This is a genomic window from Diaphorobacter sp. C33 (assembly GCF_030503915.1).
Taxonomy (GTDB): Bacteria; Pseudomonadota; Gammaproteobacteria; order Burkholderiales; family Burkholderiaceae_C; genus Diaphorobacter; species Diaphorobacter nitroreducens.
Window position 1 is genome coordinate 3,285,951 of record NZ_CP129980.1, and the last position, 19,120, is coordinate 3,305,070.

The window sequence follows — 19,120 nt, forward strand, 5'->3', positions numbered from 1 at the left end:
TTCTCCTGCCGGCGGGGCTCAGGCCTCGCCGCGGTGTTGGAGTGCCTGCTGGGCGTCATGCTCCTGCTGGCGGCGGCTGCCCTTGAAGAAGCTGCGCACCACCACGAAGAACACGGGCACGAAGACCACGGCCAGCAGCGTGCCGGTGATCATCCCGCCGATCACCCCGGTGCCGATGGCGCGCTGGCTCGCCGAGCTGGCGCCCGATGCGAGGAACAGCGGCACCACGCCCAGCGTGAAGGCCAGCGACGTCATGATGATGGGGCGAAAGCGCAGGTGGGCCGCCTCCAGGGCTGCCTCGATCACGCTCTTGCCCGAGGCCTGCAGGTCCTTGGCAAACTCGATGATCAGGATGGCGTTCTTCGCCGACAGGCCGATGATGGTCACCAGGCCGATCTGGAAGTACACGTCGTTGGACATGCCGCGCAGCAGCGTTGCCAGTACCACGCCCAGCACGCCGAGCGGCACCACCAGCAGGACCGAGAACGGGATGGACCAGCTCTCATACAGCGCTGCCAGGCAGAGGAACACCGCCAGCAGCGAGAACGCGTAGAGCACCATGGCCTGCGAGCCCGCGAGCTTTTCCTCGCGCGACTGGCCCGTCCATTCGAAGCCGAAGCCCTCGGGCAGCTGCGCGGACAGGCGCTCCATCTCCTGCATGGCGTCGCCGGTACTGAAGCCCGGTGCCGCATTGCCGGCGATCTTCATCGCCGGATAGCCGTTGTAGCGCACGGTCTGCATGGCACCGCTGATCCATTGCGTGGACGCGAAAGTAGACAGCGGCACCACCTGCCCCTTGTTGTTGAGCACGGGCAGGTCCAGCACCGACTCGGGCTGCATGCGTGCCGAGGCATCGGCCTGCACCACCACGCGCTGCAACCGGCCCTGGTTGGGGAAGTCGTTCACATAAGACGAGCCGAGCGCGGTGCCCAGGGCGCTGCTGATGCTGTCGAACGACACGCCCAGGGCATTGGCCTTGTCGCGGTCGATGTTGATCTGCATCTGGGGTGCGTCTTCCATGCCGTCGGGGCGCACGCCAGCGAGCACCTTGCTCTGCGACGCCATGCCCAGCAGCTGGTTGCGTGCCGCCACCAGGGCGTCGTGGCCCTTGGACCCGCGGTCCTGCAGTCGGAACGTGAAGCCCGAGGCCGTGCCCAGCTCGGGAATCGGCGGTGGGCTGAGCGCGAAGATGAAGGCATCGCGGAAGCCCGACAGCGCGCCCATGGCGCGGCCGGCCACGGCGTCGGCGGAGTGCGCGGCGCCGGGGCGCTCGCTCCAGTCCTTGAGGGTGATGAACGCCAGGCCCGCGTTCTGCCCCTGGCCGGAGAACGAGAAGCCCGCCACGGTGACGATGTCATTCACCTCGGTCTGCTTCAGGGCGAAGTCCTCCACCGCGCTCAGTGCGCTCTGCGTGCGCTCCAGCGATGCCCCGGCGGGCAGTTGCACGTTAGCGATCAGGTAGCCCTGGTCTTCATTGGGCAGGAAGGAGGTGGGCAGGCGCATGTACACGATGCCCACGGCACCGATCAGCGCAGCGTAGATGATCAGCATGCGGCCGCCGCGCCGCACGAGGCGGGACAGGCCCGACTCATAGCGGTGCGTGGTGCTCTTGAAGACACGGTTGAACCAGCCGAAGAAGCCTTTCTTCTCGTGGTGGTCTTCCGCGACGGGCTTGAGCAGCGTGCCGCACAGCGCGGGCGTCAGCGACAGTGCCAGGAAGGCCGAGAACGCAATCGACGTGCCCATGGTGACTGCGAACTGGCGGTAGATGTTGCCGGTGGAGCCCGCGAAGAACGCCAGCGGCACGAACACCGAGATCAGCACCACGGTCACGCCCACGATGGCGCCGGAAATCTGGCCCATGGCCTTGCGGGTGGCCTGCAGCGGCGGCAGCCCCTCCTCGGCCATGATGCGCTCCACGTTCTCCACCACCACGATGGCGTCGTCCACCACGATGCCGATCACCAGCACCATGCCGAACATGGTCAACACGTTGATCGAGAAGCCCATGGCCAGCAGGGCGCCGAAGGTGCCCAGCAGCGCCACCGGCACCACGATGGTGGGGATGATGGTGTAGCGGAAGTTCTGCAGGAACAGGAACATCACCAGGAACACCAGCGCCACGGCTTCCAGCAGCGTGTGGACCACTTTCTCGATGGACACCGAGATGAAGGTGGAGGTGTCGTAGGGAATCGCGTACTTCACGCCTTCGGGAAAGTACTTCTGCAGGTCGGCCAGCTTGGTCTTCACGGCTTCGGCCGTGGCCAGTGCGTTGGCGGTGGAGGTGAGCTGCACGCCCATGCCCACCGAGGGCGACCCGTTCAGCCGCGCGCTGGTGCTGTAGCTTTGTGCGCCCAGTTCGATGCGCGCCACATCCTTCATGCGGACGGTGGAGCCGTCGGTGTTGGCGCGCAGCACGATGTCGCCGAACTGCTCCACGGTGGACAGCTGCCCCTTGACGACGATGGTGGCCGAGGTGGTCTGGCCTTCCGCGGCGGGCAGGTCGCCCAGGTTGCCGGCAGACACCTGCACGTTCTGGGCGCGGATCGCGGCATTGACCTGGTCGAGCGAGAGATTGAATCCCTTGAGCTTGACCGGGTCGATCCAGATGCGCATGGCACGCTCGGAGCCGAACTGCGTCACACCGCCCACACCCGGCAGGCGCTGCAGTTCAGGCACCACGTTGCGCGCGGCATAGTCGTTGAGTGCCTCGATGCTCACGTTGGGGTTGTCAGACGTGAGGATGGAGAACAGCAGGAAGTTGGAGCGCGACTTTTCCACGCGCACGCCCTGCTGCGTCACCGCGGCTGGCAGGCGCGGGGTGGCGCGCGACAGGCGGTTTTGCACGTCCACCTGGGCCAGGTCGTCGTTCGTGCCTGGCTCGAAGCTCAGCACGATCGAGCCCGTGCCGTTCGCCTGGCTGGTGGTTTCCATGTAGGCCAGACCGGTGGCGCCGTTCATCTCGCGTTCGATGACGGCGAGCACGCTGTCCTCCAGGGTCTGGGCGGTGGCGCCGGGATAGGCCACCGATACCTGGATGGTCGGAGGCGCCACCGCCGGGTACTGCGCAATGGGTAGCTGGGTGATCGAGACCGCGCCGACCACCATGATGAAGATAGCGATCACCCACGCGAAAATGGGGCGCTCGATGAAGAACTTGGCCATGTGCCGCGCTCCTGGTTCTTATTGTTGGGCCGGCGTTGCGGCGGGCTGGCTGGCGGCGGACGCTGGCGCCGCTGGGGCCTTGGCGGCACCTTGCGGTTGCCACGGCACGGGTTGGACGACGATCGGGTCGCCCGGCTTGCCGCGGGGCAGCTTCTGGAAGCCGTCCACCATGACCTGTTCGCCCGACTTCAGGCCGTCGAGCACCACCCAGTTAGAACCTTGGGCCGGGCCGAGCTTGACCACGCGCGGTGTGACGTGGTTGTCGGGGCCCACCACCATCACCGTGTCGGCCTTGCCGGAGCGGGTGACGGCCTGCTGGGGCAGCAGAATGCCGTTGTCCACCTGGGCCTGCTCCAGACGCACGCGCACGTACAGGCCGGGCAGCAGGGCGCGCTCGGGGTTGGGGACTTCGGCACGCAGGGTCACCTGGCCGCTGGTGGCGTCCACGGTGAGGTCGGTGAACAGCAGGCGGCCGGTCTGCGGATACACGCTGCCGTCTTCCAGCACCACGCGCACGTTGGCCGCATTGGCACCGGACTGCTTGTACTTGCCGCTGGCCATGGCGGCCTTCAGCTTGAGGGCCTCCGAGGCGGACTGCGTGAAGTTGATATACAGCGGGTCGATCTGCTGGATCACCGCCAGCTCGGTGGGTGTGCCCTGGCCCACCAGCGCGCCTTCCGTGACGAGGGCGCGGCCAATGCGGCCCGAAATCGGAGCGGTGACCGTCGCATAGCCCAGGTTGATGCGCGACGTGGTCAGCGCGGCCTTGGCGGCGGCAACATTGGCTTCGGCGGTCTTCTGCGCGGCGACCGCATTGTCGTATTCCTGCTTGCTGATGGCGTTGACGGCCACCAGCGGGCGATAGCGCTCGGCCAGCGCCCGGCTTTGCGCCAGGCTCGCCTCGGCCTGGGCCACGCTGGCTTCAGCCTGGGCCACACTGGCCTGGTAGGGCGCGCTGTCGATCAGGAACAGTTGCTGGCCGGCCTTCACATCGCTGCCTTCCCTGAAGAGGCGCTTTTGCAGAATGCCCGCGGCCCGAGCGCGCACTTCGGCAACGCGCGACGCTTCCAGCCGGCCGGGCAATTCGGTGACCAGCCCGATGTCACCTGGCTGCACGGTGACCACGCCCACCTCCGGTGCGCGGGGTGATGCGCCCGCGGTGGGGGCGTCGCTTTTCTGGCTGCAGGCGCCGAGCGCAAGGGCCGCTGCCAGCGCAACCGCGAGGGCTGCGGGGACAGGGGTGCGCTGGAAGGGGCGGATAGCACGGGCTGTTGCGTTGTTCAGGCGAGGCATGGAAATCCTTTGACGGCGGTATGCGTTAGATGTTGTTTGAGACCGGCGGGTGATGCTGACACGGGTAAATGACAGACGCGCAAAGGGGAATGATTATACATACATCCATGAATGTATAATTACTTGGAAAGCGCGGCCGTTGCCGTATCCACGTTTTGGAGGTTCCCATCCATGGCACGACGTACCAAGGAAGATGCAGATGCTACGCGCAACAGCCTTTTGGATGCTGCCGAGCGTGTGTTCTACGAAAAAGGCGTGTCGCGCGCCTCGCTGAGCGACATTGCCCAGGCTGCGGGCGCCACGCGCGGCGCGATCTACTGGCATTTCAAGGACAAAGTGGCCTTGTTCAATGCCATGATGGACCGGGTGACCCACCCGCTGGAGCAGGTGGGCAGCAAGAGCGCCAGCATGGCCACTCTGCCCCCGTTGGAGCGGCTGCGCTCCATGGTGGACTTCGTCCAGCGCACCATCGTCCAGGACGAGCGCACGCGCCGGGTGTTCGAGATCGCGTTGTACCGGGTCGAATACGTCAACGACCTCGCGGCGGTGCGCGACAACCATATCGAAGGCTGTGCAGATTTTTGCGCGCTGATCGAGGGTGAATTGCGTTCGGCGGCAGAAGACCAGAACCTGCAATTGCCGATGGAGCCACACACCGCCGCGATGGGTGTACAGGCGCTGTTCGATGGCCTGCTGCAGTCCTGGTTGCTGACCCATGGACGCTTCGATCTGGTGACCGTCAGCCGAGGCGCCATCGACGCCTATCTGCGGGGGTTGGGTTTTCGTCTGTAGCCACAGCCACGTGCGATAATCCGCCGCTTGTTCGCCATCGGGCGGACTTTCCCAGCGGCTGTAGCTCAGTGGATAGAGTATTGGCCTCCGAAGCCAAGGGTCGTGGGTTCGATCCCCGCCAGCCGCGCCACATTCCCCAGCCCTTGTTCCCAAGGGTTTTTTTGTTCCCACCGTCCATTCGTCAAGCCGCGCCTACGGACGGGTAGTCCCTAACCTACGGTTGGCCCTTTGCAGTCCCCCGACAGTGAACTTCACACGGCAGTTTCCGTGTGACTTGTTCAACTTACCGGAGATGGAAATGGCAAACACCAATCAGGGCAACCAGAACCAAGGCAACCGCAATCAGAGCCAGGGGAGCCGGGACAACAACCAAGGGCAGTCGGGCTCGGGGCGCGGATTTGCCTCAATGGACCCCGACCGCCAGCGCGAGATCGCCGCAGAGGGGGGGCGTGCAGCGCACGCTTCGGGCAACGCCCACGAGTTCACATCGCAGGAAGCCCGCGCCGCGGGAGCCAAGAGCCATGGCGGTGGGGGCAACAACGCCTCTTCCGGCTCGGGCAATACCCGGGGCGGCAGCAGCGAGCAGCAGGCGCGCGCCGGCAGCCAGAGCCACAAGAACGACCGTTGAGTCTGGCACGGGATCGGAGGCCCGCAGTAGGCAGGGCCTTCGATCCAGCCGGTGCCCCGCGCGGATCGGCACGCGCGCTTGAGCCCCAAGCTGTCAGCCATATAAGCGTGCTCCTACATCCCGTACGAGGGCATGTCCGCAGGATGAGACGTTTCAAACGTGATCGAACTCTGGTGGATACCGCATCTGGTCCGCACCCATAGGACTACCCATGACCACATCAACTCCCCATCCCTGGGGAACGAATCTGCAAAAAGCCCAGACCTTTCAACCGGATTGGGACAGTTACGTCGTCACGAAGGTCAAGCATGTGCGGGCGGCCTTGCTTTCCGGCATCGACACCTTCAGTGCGGAAGGCTTCACCGTGCCCATGGCCACCGGCTTCATCGAGCTGACGGGGATGCGCGCTGGGTCCTTCCGCACGTTTCTGAAGATCGGGTTTTCAGAGTCCAACCGCGTCATGCTGCCGACGTTCCAACTGGTCGACAACGCGGCGGTGGGAACGCTGATCCTGCCTTCCCCCTGCTTTGGCTCCGCGCTCCAGTTCGTCAACAGTCCCATGGCCCATTTCCGCATCGGCGGCGATGGTCGCCGCAACGCGTTGGCAACGGACGTCACGCTGTTGAACAGCGCATTGATCGAGGCCGGCGAACCCGAAGGCATGGAAATCTGAACCCCAGGCGGCGGTCAATGCACAGATCGGTCCGGGCTCTTCTGTGGCGATCTTCGGCGCGGGACCGGTGGGGCTGATGAGCGCCCTGGCGGCGCGCTTCCTGGGCGCGGAGCAGATCTTCATGGTGGACCACAACGAGTACCGGTTGCAGTTTGCCCAGGCCACGTACGGCGTGGTGCCCATCAACTTCGACAAGGACGAGGACTCGGCCGAAACCATTCTCTCGGCCACGGGCGGGCACGGCGTGGATGCCACGATCGACGCCGTGGGTTTCGAGGCCAAGGGCAGCGCGCTGGAGACGGCGCTCACCGCCGTGCGGCTGGAGGGTTCCAGCGGCAAGGCGCTGCGCCAGTGCATCGCCGCGACGCGCCGGGGCGGCGTCTTCAGCGTGCCGGGGGTCTATGCGGGTTTCATCCACGGCTTCCTCTTCGGCGATGCGTTCGAGAAGGGGCTGACCTTCCGCATGGGGCAGACGCACGCGCAAAAGTACATGCCCCAGTTGCTGGAACACATCGCCAACGGCCGCATGCGGCCGGAGGTCATCATTTCCCACCGCATGAAGCTTGCGGATGCCGCGCGCGGCTATGAAATCTTCGAGAAGAAGGAAGAGGAGTGCCGCAAGGTGGTGTTGACGCCCTAGCGCGCTGCTACCCGCGCGTGCTGCTGCCCGCGTGCGGTGAGGCCGGGCCAGGTTGGGCAGGCCACCGGCCGCCGGAGTCAGTCATCGCCTCCCTCCCGCGGGTGGCGATGCGGCCACCCATGGGCCGGGCCTTCATCGCTTGATGGAAACCGCCAGGTCTTCGGCGTGGTCCTTGTGTGCCTTGAGTTTCGGCAGCGCCTTGAGGGCGAAGGTCTGGATCTCCGGATCGTCTGCGTCTTTGCCGGCCGCCTCGAACAGCGCGATATCGTGGCGGTGGTCGTTAAGGCCCACCTGCGAGAGGAATTCCTGGTCGAATTTCTGGGCTTTGGCGAGCTGGTCCAGTTGCTTTTGCTTGTCGCCAGGGAGGGTGGTGGGCAGCGCGACGCCCTTGCGCGCTGCCAAGGCCCGGAGTTCGTCGTTGGCGGCAGTGTGGTCCTTCACCAGCATGGCGCCAAACGATTTCACTTCGTTGGCCGTAGCGCGGTTCTGGGCAAGCTTGCCGGCTTGGACCTCGTAGAGCCCGCCGGTAGCGGCCTGCGTCAGGAATTCGCGGTCTTTCGTGCTGGCATCGGCATGGGCCGCTGCGGCGAGCACCAGCCCGCAGGCTGCGGTCACCAGCCTGGCGGTGCAGATCTTTGGCATGGCTGTCCCCCTTGAAAAAAGGGCCAGTATCGAAACGGCACTGCGAAGGGGCTGTCGGCCCGTGCAGGAGGGGTGGGTCAGCCGTCTCCTACCGCCACTGCGGGGCGGCTCCGCCGGCCGGGGCGCTCAGGCGGCCTGGCACTGGCCGTCCACGAACACCCGCATCTCCCCCGACTGGAAGGCAGTCCATTGCTCGTTGGAGGTCAGCGGCGCCGTGACGACCACGGCCACCTTGTCGTTGGGCGTGGTGTGCGCGGAGAAGTCCACGCGCAGGTCTTCATCGCACAGCTGGGCTTGCGAGAACGGGTGGCGGCGTTCGATGTAGTACAGGTGGGTGGACGCGTGCGCCCACAGCGCCTGCCCGTTGGACAGCAGGAAGTTGAAGGTGCCGTGGGGCGCAATGCGCGCCGCCAGCTCGCGCAGCGTCAGCGTCAGCTCCTCGATGCTCGGCATGCCGGCGTGGGACTTGCTCAGCTCTTGCATCAGCCAGCAGAACACATGCTCGCTGTCGGTGGTGCCGACCGGGTGGAAGTGCGCGTGCAGGCGCGGACGGAAGTCCTTGAGGTCGCCGTTGTGCGCAAACACCCAGTAGCGCCCCCACAGCTCGCGCACGAAGGGGTGGCAGTTTTCCAGGCTCACCACGCCCTGGGTCGCCTTGCGGATGTGGGCGATGACGTTGCGGCTCTTGATGGGGTAGCGGCGGATCAGCTCCGCCACGGGTGAATCGGTGGCACGCTCATGGTCCACGAAGTGGCGCAGCCCGCGCCCCTCGAAGAAGGCGATGCCCCAGCCGTCCGTGTGGTCGGCCGTGTTGCCGGCGCGTTGCGCAAACCCCGTGAAGCTGAAGGTCACGTCGGTGGGCGTGTTGGCATTCATGCCAAGGAGCTGGCACATGGGCGATCGGCCTGTGGTGCGTTGGAGGGCGGCTTACTGCCGGTCCAGCCAGAGCTTGCCGCCCGTGGCCCAGTTCTCGCGCTCCACGTCCGTGATCAGGATGTCCACCGATTCGGGGGAGCCCCCCAGGATTTCGACGGACACGCGCGTGATCTCCTCGACCAGCTTGCGCTTTTGCTCGACGGTGCGGCCTTCCATCATCTCGATGTGGTACGTGGGCATGGTGTTGGGATTCCGGTTGGGGTTTAGGGGTTGGGAACGACGGGTGCCGGGGCCTGCGGCGCAGCGGGCTGTTCGCGGGCACACAGCGGGCAGATGCACGCGCGGCCGCGCGCCTCGGCGGGCAGGCGCGCCAGCGCGTCGCGCGAAACGCTCTCGTGCATGCACCAGCATTGCTGCGCCGGCAACCCGGCGGCCACGGCGCAACCGTTGGATTGGCCGCACAGCGGGCAGTGCATGGTGGTGGGAGCGGCGGTGGGCATGGGGGAGAGTGTACGAAAGCACAACGGCACCCGCGGGTGCCGTTGTGGTCAAAATGGCCCCTGGCGCCCGTCCATCAAGCGCTAGCAGCTATTGTTTGAATAGCAATCAAGCCTTCTTCTGCGCGGCCTTCACCTTCTGGCGCCAGGCGTGCAGCAGCGGCTCGGTGTAGCCGCTGGGCTGCTCTACGCCCTTGAACACCAGATCGCAGGCGGCCTGGTAGGCCATGGACTCGGCAAAGCGGCCGTGCATGCGCTGGTACAGCGGGTCGCCGCTGTTTTGCTGGTCCACCTTGGCGGCCATGCGCTCGAACGTGGCGCGTACCTGCCCTTCGGTCACCACGCCGTGCAGCAGCCAGTTGGCCACGTGCTGGCTGGAGATGCGCAGCGTGGCGCGGTCTTCCATCAAGCCGATGTCGTTGATGTCCGGCACCTTGGAGCAGCCCACGCCCTGGTCGATCCAGCGCACCACGTAGCCCAGGATGCCCTGGATGTTGTTGTCCAGCTCCTGCTGCTTTTCGGTCTCGCTCCAGTGCGGGTTGCTGCTCACGGGCACGGTGAGCAAGCCGGTCAGCAGGTTGTCGCGCTCGGCGTCGGCGTCCACCTTGAGCAGCTCGGCCTGCACGGCGGCCACGTTGACCTGGTGGTAGTGCAGCGCATGCAGCGTGGCGCCCGTGGGGTTGGGCACCCAGGCGGTGTTGGCGCCGGCCTTGGGATGGGCGATCTTCTGCTCCAGCATGGCCTTCATCAGGTCGGGTGCGGCCCACATGCCCTTGCCGATCTGCGCGCGGCCGGACAGGCCCATGGACAGGCCCACCAGCACGTTGTTGCGCTCGTAGGCCTGGATCCAGGCGCTGCTCTTCATGTCGCCCTTGCGGATCATGGGGCCGGCCTGCATGGCGGTGTGCATCTCGTCGCCGGTGCGGTCCAGGAAGCCGGTGTTGATGAAGGCCACGCGCGCCGGAGCGGCGGCAATGCAGGCCTTCAGGTTCACGCTGGTGCGGCGCTCTTCGTCCATGATGCCCAGCTTCACGGTGTTGGCGGGCAGGCCCAGCACCTGCTCCACGCGGCCGAACAGCTCGTTGGCAAACGCCACTTCGGCCGGGCCGTGCATCTTGGGCTTGACGATGTAGACGCTGCCGGTGCGGCTGTTGCGGATGCCACCCGCGCCACCCTTGAGGTCATGGATGGCGATGGCCGTGGTGACCATGGCGTCCAGGATGCCCTCGGGGATCTCCTTGCCCTCGGCACCCCACAGGATGGCAGGGTTGGTCATCAGATGGCCCACGTTGCGCACGAACATCAGCGAGCGGCCGTGCAGCTTCACGGGCTTGCCGTCGGCGCCGGTGTATTCGCGGTCGGGGTTCAGGCCGCGCGTGACCTGCTTGCCGCCCTTGTCGAAGGTGTCGGTCAGCGTGCCCTTGAGGATGCCCAGCCAGTTGCTGTAGCCCAGCACCTTGTCCTCGGCGTCCACGGCGGCCACGGAGTCTTCCAGGTCCAGGATGGTGGACAGCGCAGCTTCCACCACCACGTCGGCCACGCCGGCGGCGTCGCCCTTGCCGATGGGGGTGTTGCGGTCCACGCGGATGTCGATGTGCAGGCCGTTGTTCACCAGCAGCACGGACGATGGCTCGGCAGCATTGCCCTGGTAGCCCACGAACTGGGCCGCGTTCTTCAGGCCGGTGGTGGCACCGCCCTGGAGCGTGACGGCCAGCGTGCCGCCCTCTACCCTGTAGGCCGTGGCGTCCTTGTGCGAGCCGCTGGCCAGCGGGGCCGCCTGGTCCAGAAAGTCGCGTGCGAATGCGATGACCTTGGCGCCGCGCACGGGGTTGTAGCCCTTGCCCTTTTCTGCGCCGCCTTCTTCGCCGATCACGTCGGTGCCGTACAGCGCGTCATACAGCGAGCCCCAGCGCGCGTTGGCGGCGTTCAGGGCGTAGCGTGCGTTCAGGATGGGCACCACCAGCTGCGGGCCGGCCTGGATGGCCAGCTCGGCATCCACGTTGGTGGTGGTGGCCTGCGCGCCCTTGGGGGGCTCGACCAGGTAGCCGATCTGGCTCAGGAAGGCGCGGTAGCCTGCCATGTCCTGGATGGGGCCCGGGTTGGCCTTGTGCCAGGTGTCCAGTTCCTTTTGCAGGCGGTCGCGTTCGGCCAGCAGGGCCGCGTTCTTGGGCGCCAGGTCGGCCACGAGGGCATCGAAGCCCTTCCAGAAGGCGGCCGGCTCGACGCCGGTGCCCGGCAGCACCTGCTCGTTGATGAAGGCGTGCAGTTCGTTGGCCACCTGCAGGCCGTGGACGTGGGTACGTGCGGTCATGAGAAACCCCCTAGCGGTAATTGAAAAGCCGTGGCCCATGGCGGAGCCTTGCATGCCACTGTATTGGAAATATTTCCATTAATAAATCGCGCACATATCTCTTAACCAATGACTTTTTTGCAAAGATTGGCACACTCTGCATGGGGAATGCGGTGCATGCTTTCATGAAATTGATAGCTGCTTGCGCTTGCTGTATAAGGCTTGAAGCCTGATTTGGCTTGTATTCATGGACAAACTCAAAGCGTTCGAGTCATTCGTGTCGGTGGCCACGCGGGGCAGTCTCACCGCCGCCGCCAAGGCCGAGGGCGTGGCCCCGGCCATCATGGGGCGGCGCCTGGACGCGCTGGAGGAGCACCTGGGCGTGAAGCTGCTGGTGCGCACCACGCGGCGCATCTCGCTCACGCACGAGGGCAGCGCCTTTCTGGAGGACTGCCAGCGCCTGCTGTCCGATGTGGCCAACGCCGAGGCCAGCGTATCCGCCGGCGGCGTGAAGGCCACGGGGCATCTGCGCGTCACTGCGCCCGCGGGCTTTGGCCGGCGCCATGTGGCGCCCCTGGTGCCGCGCTTTCATGACCTGCACCCCGAGGTGACCCTCTCGCTGAACCTGAGCGACCGCGTGGTGGACCTGGCGGGCGAGGGCTACGACTGCGCCGTGCGCGTGGGCGACCTGCCCGACTCGTCCCTGGTCAGCGTGCGCATGGCGGACAACCGTCGCCTGTGCGTGGCCACGCCCCAGTACCTGCAGCGGCGCGGCACCCCCACCCACCCGGGCGAGTTGGCGCAGCACGACTGCCTGACCCTCTCCAGCGATGCCTCGCAGACGCGCGGCTGGGCGTTTCGCGTGCCGGTGGCCGGCGGTGGTGGTGCCACTGAGGTCGTGCACTTCAAGCCCGGCGGGCCCCTCGATTGCTCCGACGGCCAGGTACTGCACGACTGGTGCCTGGGCGGCTGGGGCATCGCCTGGCGCAGTACCTGGGAGGTGGAGTCCGAGATCGCGGCCGGCCGCCTGGTGGCGGTGCTGGAGGAGTTCGCCGCGCCGCCCAACGGCATCTATGTCGTCTTTCCCCAACGCAAGCACCTGCCGCTGCGCGTTCGGCTGTGGATCGAGTACCTGAAGCACCATTACGCGCAGCCCGAATTCTGGGCACGGCCCGCCTCTGTCTGACATGAACGCGGGGCACAATGCCGCGGCATTCCTCCCGCCGGGCCGCCATCATGCCGGGGCCGTACGCACGGCCCACCGTACAGGAGCTTTCATGCGCATTCCCATTCTTTCTGTTCTCCCCGCGTTGCCCGCCGCTCGCTGGATGCTGGCCGTCATGGCGCTGGCCCTGGTCGCCGGCTGCGCCTTGCCCGCCCGGCACGCGGAAACCACGCCGCGCGCGCACGGGGTGCCGGCCGGCATGGTCAGTGTCACCTACGCGGATCCGGCCGGCTTTGCCGAGGCGCGCGAGCAAACCCCGCACGAGCCCGCCGCGGCCCGGCGTGCCTGGATGGATGCGCTGTGCGAGCACCTGGCCGAGCGCGTGGCCGCAGCCTTGCCGGAGGGCGAGCGCGCGGAGGTGCACATCACCGACGTGCGCCGCGCCGGTGCATTCGAGCCCGCGGCGGGTGCCACCGCCCAGGCGGTGCGCGTGGTGCGCGACGTGCACCCGCCGCGCATCGCGCTGGAGTTCAAGCGCCTCTCGCCAGACGGCCGCACCCTGGCCGAAGGCAGTCGCACGCTGCCGGGCTTGGCATTCCAGATGCGCGGGGACCGCTATCCTGGCGACAAGCTGCGCCACGAAAAGACGCTGATCGACGATTGGGTGGCGCGGGAGTTCTCCGCGCGCCGCCCCTGACCTGTGCGCGCCGCGCGTACCTCTGCCGAAAGGAAACCCGTGACCACCGAAGCCCTGCTCGCCTATGCCCACATCTTGGCCTTCCTCATGGCCGCCACCTTCCTTGCCAGCGAGACCGCGCTGTGCCGCAAGGAGTGGATGAACGCGGCCGCAGTCGAGCGGCTGGCGCGGGTGGACATGCTGTACGGTATCTCGGCGCTGCTGGTGCTGGCCACCGGGCTGGCGCGCACCTGGTGGGGCATGAAGGGCGGGGCGTGGTACTGGTCGCAGCCGCTGCTGCATGCCAAGGTCACGTTGTTCGTGGTGATCGGGCTGATGTCCATCGTCCCGACCATGCGCTTCCTGCGCTGGCGCCGCGCGGTGCGCGCCGGCGGCGCGCTGCCCTCGGATGACCAAGTGCGCAGCACGCGCCGTCTGGTGATGATCGAGGCCCATCTGCTGGCACTGATTCCGCTGTTGGCCGTCTTCCTGGCACGCGGCGTGGGCACGCGCTGAGCGCCGAGGGAAGGGCAAAAAAAGAAACCCCGCGGGCGGCAGGCGCGCGGGGTTTGCTCGTGCAGGCCCGATGGGCGGGCCCGTGCGGTGCGTCGGTCCTTTAGCTGGCCGCGCCGCTCAGGCACTCTTTCATGAAGGCCTTGCGGGCGTCGCCCTTGAGGTTCTTCGCACCGGCGTCCGCGTTGCAGCTCTTCATCTTGTCCTGCTGGGTGGACGCCTTGTTGCCGCTCAGGCACTCCTTCATGAAAGCTTTGCGCTCGTCGCCCTTGAGGTTCTTGGCGCCGGCGTCGGCATTGCAGGTCTTCATGCGCGTCTGCTGCGCCGTGGGCGCCTTGGCGGTGGCGGAGGCGCCGGCCGCGGGGGCGTCCGCAGCGTGTGCGGCGAACGAAAGGGCAAAGCCGGCAGCGGCCAACAGGGGAAGCAGTTTCTTCATGTAATGCTCCTGCAAAAAAGGAAAAGGTGAATGCGCCCGCCGGCAACGCAGTGCCCCACGGGCCACCCAGCATAACGCCGGGCGGTCACGAATGGATGACGGGTCGGCCCGTAGAATCCGCCCCCATGCTCTCCGTCAAACAGGAATTGCTCGCGGCGCTGGCCGACGAGCTGGAAAAGGTGTCGCCCGGCGCAGGCAGCCGCGCGGCCTTCGAATCTCCCAAGGTCGCTGCTCATGGCGACCTCGCGTGCACGGCCGCCATGCAGCTGGCCAAGCCCCTCAAGCAGAATCCCCGCGCACTGGGCGAACAGCTACAGGCCGCGCTGGAGGCCACGCCCGCGTTCCAAAAATGGGTACAGGCCATCGAGATCGCCGGCCCCGGTTTTCTGAACATCCGCCTCAAGCCCGCCGCCAAGCAGCAGGTGGTGCACGAGGTGCTGGCGCAAGGCGCGCAATATGGTTACCAGCCGGCGCGCGGCGAGAAAGTCCTGGTGGAGTTCGTCTCCGCCAACCCCACCGGCCCGCTGCACGTCGGTCACGGCCGCCAGGCCGCCATCGGCGACGCCATCAGCCATCTGTACGCCACCCAGGGCTGGAGTGTGCACCGCGAGTTCTATTACAACGACGCGGGCGTGCAGATCGACACCCTCACCAAGAGCACGCAACTGCGCGCCAAGGGCTTCAAACCGGGGGATGACTGCTGGCCCACCGACGCGGACAACCCGCTGGCCAAGAATTTCTACAACGGCGACTACATCCAGGACATCGCCGACGCCTTCCTCGCCAAGTCCACCGTCCAGGCCGATGACCGCGCGTTCACGGCGAATGGCGATGTCGAGGATTACGAGAACATCCGCCAGTTCGCCGTGGCCTACCTGCGCAATGAGCAGGACAAGGATCTGCAGGCCTTCAACCTCCAATTCGACCAGTACTACCTGGAGTCCAGCCTCTACGCCAACGGCCATGTGGACGCGACCGTGCAGCGCCTCGTCGCCAACGGCAAGACCTACGAGCAGGACGGCGCGCTGTGGCTCAAGTCCACCGACTACGGGGACGACAAGGACCGTGTCATGCGCAAGCAGGATGGCACATACACCTACTTCGTGCCTGACGTGGCCTACCACATCCAGAAGTTCCAGCGCGGCTTCACCAAGGTGGTGAACATCCAGGGCACGGACCACCACGGCACCATCGCGCGCGTGCGCGCCGGCCTGCAGGCGGCGGACGTGGGCATCCCCCAGGGCTACCCCGACTACGTGCTGCACACCATGGTGCGCGTGGTGCGCAATGGCGAGGAGGTCAAGATCAGCAAGCGCGCCGGCAGCTACGTGACGCTGCGCGACCTGATCGAGTGGACCAGCAAGGACGCGGTGCGTTTCTTCCTGCTGTCGCGCAAGCCCGACACCGAATACACCTTCGACGTCGACCTGGCCGTGGCGCAGAACAACGACAACCCCGTGTATTACGTGCAGTACGCCCACGCGCGCATCTGCTCGGTGCTGCGTGGCTGGCGCGAGGACTACGACGTGGCCGCGCTGCGCGATGTGGACCTGTCGCCGCTGGAAGGCCCGCAGGCCCAGGCGCTGATGCTGCTGCTCGCCAAGTATCCCGAGATGCTCACCGCGGCCGCGGCCGGCAATGCGCCGCACGACGTGACCTTCTACCTGCGCGACCTGGCTGCCGCCTACCACAGCTATTACGACGCCGAACGCATTCTGGTGGACGACGAGGCTGTCAAGCAGGCGCGGCTGGCGCTCGTCGCGGCCACAGCGCAGGTATTGCACAATGGATTGGCGGTGCTGGGCGTGTCTGCGCCAGCCAGAATGTAAGTGACCACTGATATGAAGAAACAGCAACGCGGCGGCACCATCGTAGGCTTCATCCTCGGGGTGATCGTGGGCCTGGGAGCCGCGCTGGCCGTGGCCGTGTATGTGACCAAGGTGCCCGTGCCCTTCCTGAACAAGAGCACGCCGCGTGCGTCCGAGCAGGACGAGGCCACGAAGAACAAGAACTGGGACCCCAACGCGCCGTTGTACGGCAAAAACCCTGTGCGCCCCGCTGCGCCGGCTGCCGCTCCCGCGTCCGACACCGCGACCGCCGCAGCCCAGCCTGCGTCGGGTCCGCGGGCGGCGGCCAGCCGGCCCGGCGCGGCACCGACGTCGGCCGACCCGCTGGGCGACTTGGCCCGCGCCAAGGCCAACGCGGCGCCCGCTCCCACGACCAGTGCCGATCCTTTCGAATACTTCGTGCAGGCGGGCGCGTTCCGCACCCAGCAGGATGCCGATGCGCAGCGCGCCAAGCTGGCCATGCTGGGCTGGGAGGCGCGCGTCAGCGAGCGTGAGCAGAACGGCCGCACGGTGTTCCGCGTGCGCGTGGGCCCGTTCGGCAAGCGTGACGACGCCGAGTCGCTGAAGGAAAAACTCGATGGCGCGGGGGTGGAGTCCGCGCTGGTCCGGGTGCAGCGCTGAACTTTTGCCCGCGCTGGCGCTCACAACCCTCCATACTGTCCAGGAGTGATCCCAACCTATGAAACGCCGTGAGTTTTCTCTGACCGTCGCCTCCGCGGCCACCGCCCTGAGCCTGCCGCTGGCGGCGCCCGCACTGGCGCAAGGCCGCCAGTTCAAGGAAGGCAAGGACTACGTCAAGCTGGGCAAGCCCGTCGCACTCGAGGCACCTGCCGGGAAGATCGAGGTCATCGAGTTCTTCTGGTACAGCTGCCCGCACTGCAACACGTTCGAGCCTTCGCTGGAGGCCTGGATCAAGTCGGCGCCCAAGGACCTGCACATCCGCCGCGTGCCCGTGGCGTTCAATGCGAGCTTCGTGCCGCAGCAAAAGCTCTACTACGCGCTGGAAGGCATGGGCAAGCTGCCCGAGCTGCATGCGAAGGTGTTCCGCGCGGTGCACGTGGAACGCCTGCCGCTGAACAAGGACGAGCTGATCTTCGACTGGATCGGCAAGCAGGGCGTGGACGTGGCGAAGTTCAAGGAGGTCTACAACTCCTTCACCGTATCCAACCAGGTGCGCAAGGCGTCGCAGCTGCAGGACGGCTACCAGGTCGAAGGCGTGCCCTCCATGGGAGTGGCCGGCCGCTACTACACCGACGGCACCATGGCCGGCAACATGCAAAGCGTGCTGCAGGTGGTGGAGCACCTGGTTGGCGTAGCGCGCAAGGGCTGAAGCGCCCCGCCGCGACCAACGACAAGCGCGCCTACGGGCGCGCTTTTTTCATGCCTGCGCACCGGTTGGCGCGGCGGCATGACAGCCGGTGGCAGGCCTGTACGGGTTGATGCGATCCACTGCGGCGGCGGCGCGCTTGCGTCAGTACAATGACCGCAAGATTCGTGCCCTCTATGAGAACCCGATTGCCCTTCCTCCTCCTGTCCCGCGCCGCAGCGCTGGCCCTGGCGCTGGCTGCATCGCCGCTGGTGCACGCCGAAAAAGCCGACCGCAACAAGCCCATGAACATCGAGGCCGATGCCCTGCGCCACGATGAGCTCAAGCAGACCAGCGTTTTCACCGGCCGTGTCGTCATGACCAAGGGCACCATCGTGCTGCGCGGCGCGCAGCTGGAGGTGCGCCAGGATGCCGACGGCTTCCAGTACGGTGTGGTGACGGCCGAGCCGGGCAAGCGCGCTTTTTTCCGGCAAAAACGTGACACCGCGCCGGGCGCGCCCGACGAGTTCGTCGAGGGCGAGGGCGAGGTCATCGAATACGACGGCCGCGCCGACGTGGTGAAGCTCATCCGCCGCGCCGAGCTGCGCCGCTACCGCGAGGCCACACTGACCGACGAGCTAGCCGGCGCCCTCATCGTCTACAACAACCTCACGGACGTGTTCACCGTGGACGGGCAGAAGACCGCGCCCGCCGGCGCCACTGCTGGCACGCCGGGCGGCCGGGTGCGGGCGGTGCTCGCGCCCAAGGAGCCTGCCTCGGGCACCAGCGCCACGCCGCCCGTGCGCACCGAGCCGCCCGCGCTGCGTACCAGCCCCAGCCTGGACGGCGCGAAGTGAGCGCGGCCTTGGACGATGCGCGCATGAGCGAAGGCGTCAGCCGCCTGGAGGCGCTGCACCTGGAGAAGTCCTACGGCAGCCGCAAGGTGGTCAAGGACGTGTCCGTGGTCGTGCAAAAGGGAGAGGTGGTGGGCCTATTGGGCCCCAACGGCGCCGGCAAGACCACGTCGTTCTACATGATCGTCGGCCTGGTGCGCAGCGACGGCGGCCGCATCAGCATCGACGGGCAGGACGTGACGGACATGCCCATCCACCGGCGCTCGCGGCTGGGCCTGTCGTACCTGCCGCAGGAAGCCTCGATCTTTCGCAAGCTCAATGTCGAAGACAACGTGCGCGCGGTGCTGGAGCTGCAGACCGACGAGGCCGGCCGCTCCCTGCCGCGCGCCGAGGTGGAGCGGCGCCTGACCGCGCTGCTGCAGGAGCTGCGCGTGGACCACCTGCGCAAGTCGCCTGCACTGGCGCTGTCGGGCGGCGAGCGCCGGCGCGTGGAGATCGCGCGCGCGCTGGCCACGCAGCCGCGCTTCATCCTGCTGGATGAGCCCTTCGCCGGCATCGACCCGATCGCCGTGATCGAGATCCAGCGCATCATTGGCTTTCTCAAGGCGCGCGGCATTGGCGTGCTGATCACCGACCACAACGTGCGTGAGACGCTGGGCATCTGCGACCACGCCTTCATCATCAGCGACGGCCAGGTGCTGGCTCAGGGTACGCCGTCGGACATCGTCGACAACGCGGAAGTGCGCCGGGTGTACCTGGGCGAGCACTTCCGCATGTGAGAGTGATGGGCGACCACGGCGCGATGCAGGACCAGACAGTGGGTTGCA

Annotated in this window: 19 protein-coding genes, 1 tRNA gene and 1 pseudogene; 13 read left to right on the forward strand and 8 right to left on the reverse strand. The window is 66.8% G+C overall.

The window, feature by feature from the left end; translation table 11 throughout:
- Positions 1-18: 18 nt before the first annotated feature.
- Positions 19-3,165 (reverse strand): efflux RND transporter permease subunit, encoded by a 3,147-nt coding sequence (locus QY917_RS15470; RefSeq protein ID WP_123674828.1) that lies wholly within the window; start codon positions 3,163-3,165, stop codon positions 19-21.
- Between the two features lie 18 nt (positions 3,166-3,183).
- Positions 3,184-4,458, reverse strand: a complete 1,275-nt coding sequence (locus QY917_RS15475) for an efflux RND transporter periplasmic adaptor subunit (RefSeq protein ID WP_123674829.1) — start codon at positions 4,456-4,458, stop codon at positions 3,184-3,186.
- A 171-nt stretch (positions 4,459-4,629) separates the two neighbouring features.
- Here QY917_RS15475 and QY917_RS15480 point away from each other — a divergent pair, with 171 nt between their 5' ends.
- The 5 genes and pseudogenes from QY917_RS15480 to QY917_RS15500 form a co-directional block, all read left to right on the forward strand.
- Positions 4,630-5,250 carry a TetR family transcriptional regulator gene (locus QY917_RS15480; RefSeq protein WP_012655391.1) on the forward strand — a complete coding sequence of 207 codons (621 nt, stop codon included), beginning with the start codon at positions 4,630-4,632 and terminating at the stop codon, positions 5,248-5,250.
- A 54-nt stretch (positions 5,251-5,304) separates the two neighbouring features.
- Positions 5,305-5,380 (forward strand) — tRNA-Arg (locus QY917_RS15485).
- A gap of 168 nt (positions 5,381-5,548) precedes the next feature.
- Entirely contained in the window at positions 5,549-5,878 is a 330-nt protein-coding gene (locus QY917_RS15490; protein WP_088888622.1) for a KGG domain-containing protein, read from the forward strand.
- A gap of 211 nt (positions 5,879-6,089) precedes the next feature.
- Entirely contained in the window at positions 6,090-6,551 is a 462-nt protein-coding gene (locus QY917_RS15495) for a hypothetical protein (protein WP_012655393.1), read from the forward strand.
- 4 nt (positions 6,552-6,555) lie between these two features.
- Positions 6,556-7,191 (forward strand): annotated as a pseudogene (locus QY917_RS15500) (zinc-binding dehydrogenase); the annotation flags it as partial.
- A 132-nt stretch (positions 7,192-7,323) separates the two neighbouring features.
- On the opposite strand, the gene QY917_RS15505 reads toward QY917_RS15500, so the two are convergent.
- The 5 genes from QY917_RS15505 to QY917_RS15525 form a co-directional block, all read right to left on the reverse strand.
- A complete protein-coding gene (locus tag QY917_RS15505; protein WP_123674830.1) occupies positions 7,324-7,833 on the reverse strand; it encodes a DUF4142 domain-containing protein in 510 nt (169 codons plus the stop codon).
- Positions 7,834-7,959: 126 nt separating this feature from the next.
- Positions 7,960-8,727, reverse strand: coding sequence for a class II glutamine amidotransferase (locus QY917_RS15510; protein WP_011803798.1), 768 nt, complete (start codon positions 8,725-8,727; stop codon positions 7,960-7,962).
- 33 nt (positions 8,728-8,760) lie between these two features.
- Complete coding sequence (locus QY917_RS15515) at positions 8,761-8,949, reverse strand: 4-oxalocrotonate tautomerase (protein WP_123674831.1); 189 nt, start codon at positions 8,947-8,949, stop codon at positions 8,761-8,763.
- A gap of 23 nt (positions 8,950-8,972) precedes the next feature.
- Positions 8,973-9,209: a cysteine-rich CWC family protein gene (locus QY917_RS15520; protein ID WP_123674832.1), complete on the reverse strand. Its 237-nt coding sequence runs from the start codon at positions 9,207-9,209 to the stop codon at positions 8,973-8,975.
- A gap of 106 nt (positions 9,210-9,315) precedes the next feature.
- Positions 9,316-11,517, reverse strand: coding sequence for a malate synthase G (locus QY917_RS15525; RefSeq protein ID WP_123674833.1), 2,202 nt, complete (start codon positions 11,515-11,517; stop codon positions 9,316-9,318).
- A 226-nt stretch (positions 11,518-11,743) separates the two neighbouring features.
- Here QY917_RS15525 and QY917_RS15530 point away from each other — a divergent pair, with 226 nt between their 5' ends.
- The 3 genes from QY917_RS15530 (at position 11,744) to QY917_RS15540 (ending at position 13,853) form a co-directional block, all read left to right on the forward strand.
- The gene (locus tag QY917_RS15530) at positions 11,744-12,682 is read left to right on the forward strand and encodes a LysR family transcriptional regulator (protein ID WP_011803802.1); all 939 of its coding nucleotides are present in this window, start codon (positions 11,744-11,746) and stop codon (positions 12,680-12,682) included.
- Between the two features lie 91 nt (positions 12,683-12,773).
- Positions 12,774-13,358 carry a DUF3016 domain-containing protein gene (locus tag QY917_RS15535; protein WP_123675230.1) on the forward strand — a complete coding sequence of 195 codons (585 nt, stop codon included), beginning with the start codon at positions 12,774-12,776 and terminating at the stop codon, positions 13,356-13,358.
- A gap of 39 nt (positions 13,359-13,397) precedes the next feature.
- Positions 13,398-13,853 carry a DUF2214 family protein gene (locus tag QY917_RS15540; protein ID WP_011803804.1) on the forward strand — a complete coding sequence of 152 codons (456 nt, stop codon included), beginning with the start codon at positions 13,398-13,400 and terminating at the stop codon, positions 13,851-13,853.
- Positions 13,854-13,953: 100 nt separating this feature from the next.
- Here QY917_RS15540 and QY917_RS15545 read toward each other — a convergent pair whose 3' ends face one another.
- Positions 13,954-14,286: a PsiF family protein gene (locus tag QY917_RS15545; protein ID WP_123674834.1), complete on the reverse strand. Its 333-nt coding sequence runs from the start codon at positions 14,284-14,286 to the stop codon at positions 13,954-13,956.
- Positions 14,287-14,411: 125 nt separating this feature from the next.
- Between QY917_RS15545 and argS the strand changes: the two genes are divergently transcribed.
- The 5 genes from argS (at position 14,412) to lptB (ending at position 19,072) form a co-directional block, all read left to right on the forward strand.
- Entirely contained in the window at positions 14,412-16,115 is a 1,704-nt protein-coding gene (gene argS / locus QY917_RS15550) for an arginine--tRNA ligase (RefSeq protein WP_047349344.1), read from the forward strand.
- A 12-nt stretch (positions 16,116-16,127) separates the two neighbouring features.
- On the forward strand, positions 16,128-16,754 hold the full coding sequence (locus tag QY917_RS15555) for an SPOR domain-containing protein (RefSeq protein WP_012655404.1): 627 nt from the start codon (positions 16,128-16,130) through the stop codon (positions 16,752-16,754).
- A gap of 58 nt (positions 16,755-16,812) precedes the next feature.
- Positions 16,813-17,463 carry a thiol:disulfide interchange protein DsbA/DsbL gene (locus QY917_RS15560; protein ID WP_123674835.1) on the forward strand — a complete coding sequence of 217 codons (651 nt, stop codon included), beginning with the start codon at positions 16,813-16,815 and terminating at the stop codon, positions 17,461-17,463.
- 173 nt (positions 17,464-17,636) lie between these two features.
- Positions 17,637-18,296: a lipopolysaccharide transport periplasmic protein LptA gene (gene lptA, locus QY917_RS15565; protein WP_041838776.1), complete on the forward strand. Its 660-nt coding sequence runs from the start codon at positions 17,637-17,639 to the stop codon at positions 18,294-18,296.
- 23 nt (positions 18,297-18,319) lie between these two features.
- On the forward strand, positions 18,320-19,072 hold the full coding sequence (lptB, locus tag QY917_RS15570) for an LPS export ABC transporter ATP-binding protein (protein ID WP_012655406.1): 753 nt from the start codon (positions 18,320-18,322) through the stop codon (positions 19,070-19,072).
- Positions 19,073-19,120 lie beyond the last annotated feature (48 nt).

Excerpts from the sequence above, each read along its gene's own strand:
- QY917_RS15495 (WP_012655393.1), top strand. The coding sequence starts at position 6,090 with ATGACCACATCAACTCCCCATCCCTGGGGAACGAATCTGCAAAAAGCC.
- QY917_RS15490 (WP_088888622.1), top strand. The coding sequence starts at position 5,549 with ATGGCAAACACCAATCAGGGCAACCAGAACCAAGGCAACCGCAATCAG.
- lptA (WP_041838776.1), top strand. The coding sequence starts at position 17,637 with ATGAGAACCCGATTGCCCTTCCTCCTCCTGTCCCGCGCCGCAGCGCTG.
- QY917_RS15545 (WP_123674834.1), bottom strand. The coding sequence starts at position 14,286 with ATGAAGAAACTGCTTCCCCTGTTGGCCGCTGCCGGCTTTGCCCTTTCG.
- QY917_RS15520 (WP_123674832.1), bottom strand. The coding sequence starts at position 9,209 with ATGCCCACCGCCGCTCCCACCACCATGCACTGCCCGCTGTGCGGCCAA.
- QY917_RS15515 (WP_123674831.1), bottom strand. The coding sequence starts at position 8,949 with ATGCCCACGTACCACATCGAGATGATGGAAGGCCGCACCGTCGAGCAA.
- QY917_RS15535 (WP_123675230.1), top strand. The coding sequence starts at position 12,774 with ATGCGCATTCCCATTCTTTCTGTTCTCCCCGCGTTGCCCGCCGCTCGC.
- QY917_RS15505 (WP_123674830.1), bottom strand. The coding sequence starts at position 7,833 with ATGCCAAAGATCTGCACCGCCAGGCTGGTGACCGCAGCCTGCGGGCTG.
- QY917_RS15475 (WP_123674829.1), bottom strand. The coding sequence starts at position 4,458 with ATGCCTCGCCTGAACAACGCAACAGCCCGTGCTATCCGCCCCTTCCAG.
- QY917_RS15470 (WP_123674828.1), bottom strand. The coding sequence starts at position 3,165 with ATGGCCAAGTTCTTCATCGAGCGCCCCATTTTCGCGTGGGTGATCGCT.
- QY917_RS15510 (WP_011803798.1), bottom strand. The coding sequence starts at position 8,727 with ATGTGCCAGCTCCTTGGCATGAATGCCAACACGCCCACCGACGTGACC.
- QY917_RS15560 (WP_123674835.1), top strand. The coding sequence starts at position 16,813 with ATGAAACGCCGTGAGTTTTCTCTGACCGTCGCCTCCGCGGCCACCGCC.
- QY917_RS15525 (WP_123674833.1), bottom strand. The coding sequence starts at position 11,517 with ATGACCGCACGTACCCACGTCCACGGCCTGCAGGTGGCCAACGAACTG.
- QY917_RS15555 (WP_012655404.1), top strand. The coding sequence starts at position 16,128 with ATGAAGAAACAGCAACGCGGCGGCACCATCGTAGGCTTCATCCTCGGG.
- argS (WP_047349344.1), top strand. The coding sequence starts at position 14,412 with ATGCTCTCCGTCAAACAGGAATTGCTCGCGGCGCTGGCCGACGAGCTG.
- lptB (WP_012655406.1), top strand. The coding sequence starts at position 18,320 with ATGAGCGAAGGCGTCAGCCGCCTGGAGGCGCTGCACCTGGAGAAGTCC.
- QY917_RS15480 (WP_012655391.1), top strand. The coding sequence starts at position 4,630 with ATGGCACGACGTACCAAGGAAGATGCAGATGCTACGCGCAACAGCCTT.
- QY917_RS15530 (WP_011803802.1), top strand. The coding sequence starts at position 11,744 with ATGGACAAACTCAAAGCGTTCGAGTCATTCGTGTCGGTGGCCACGCGG.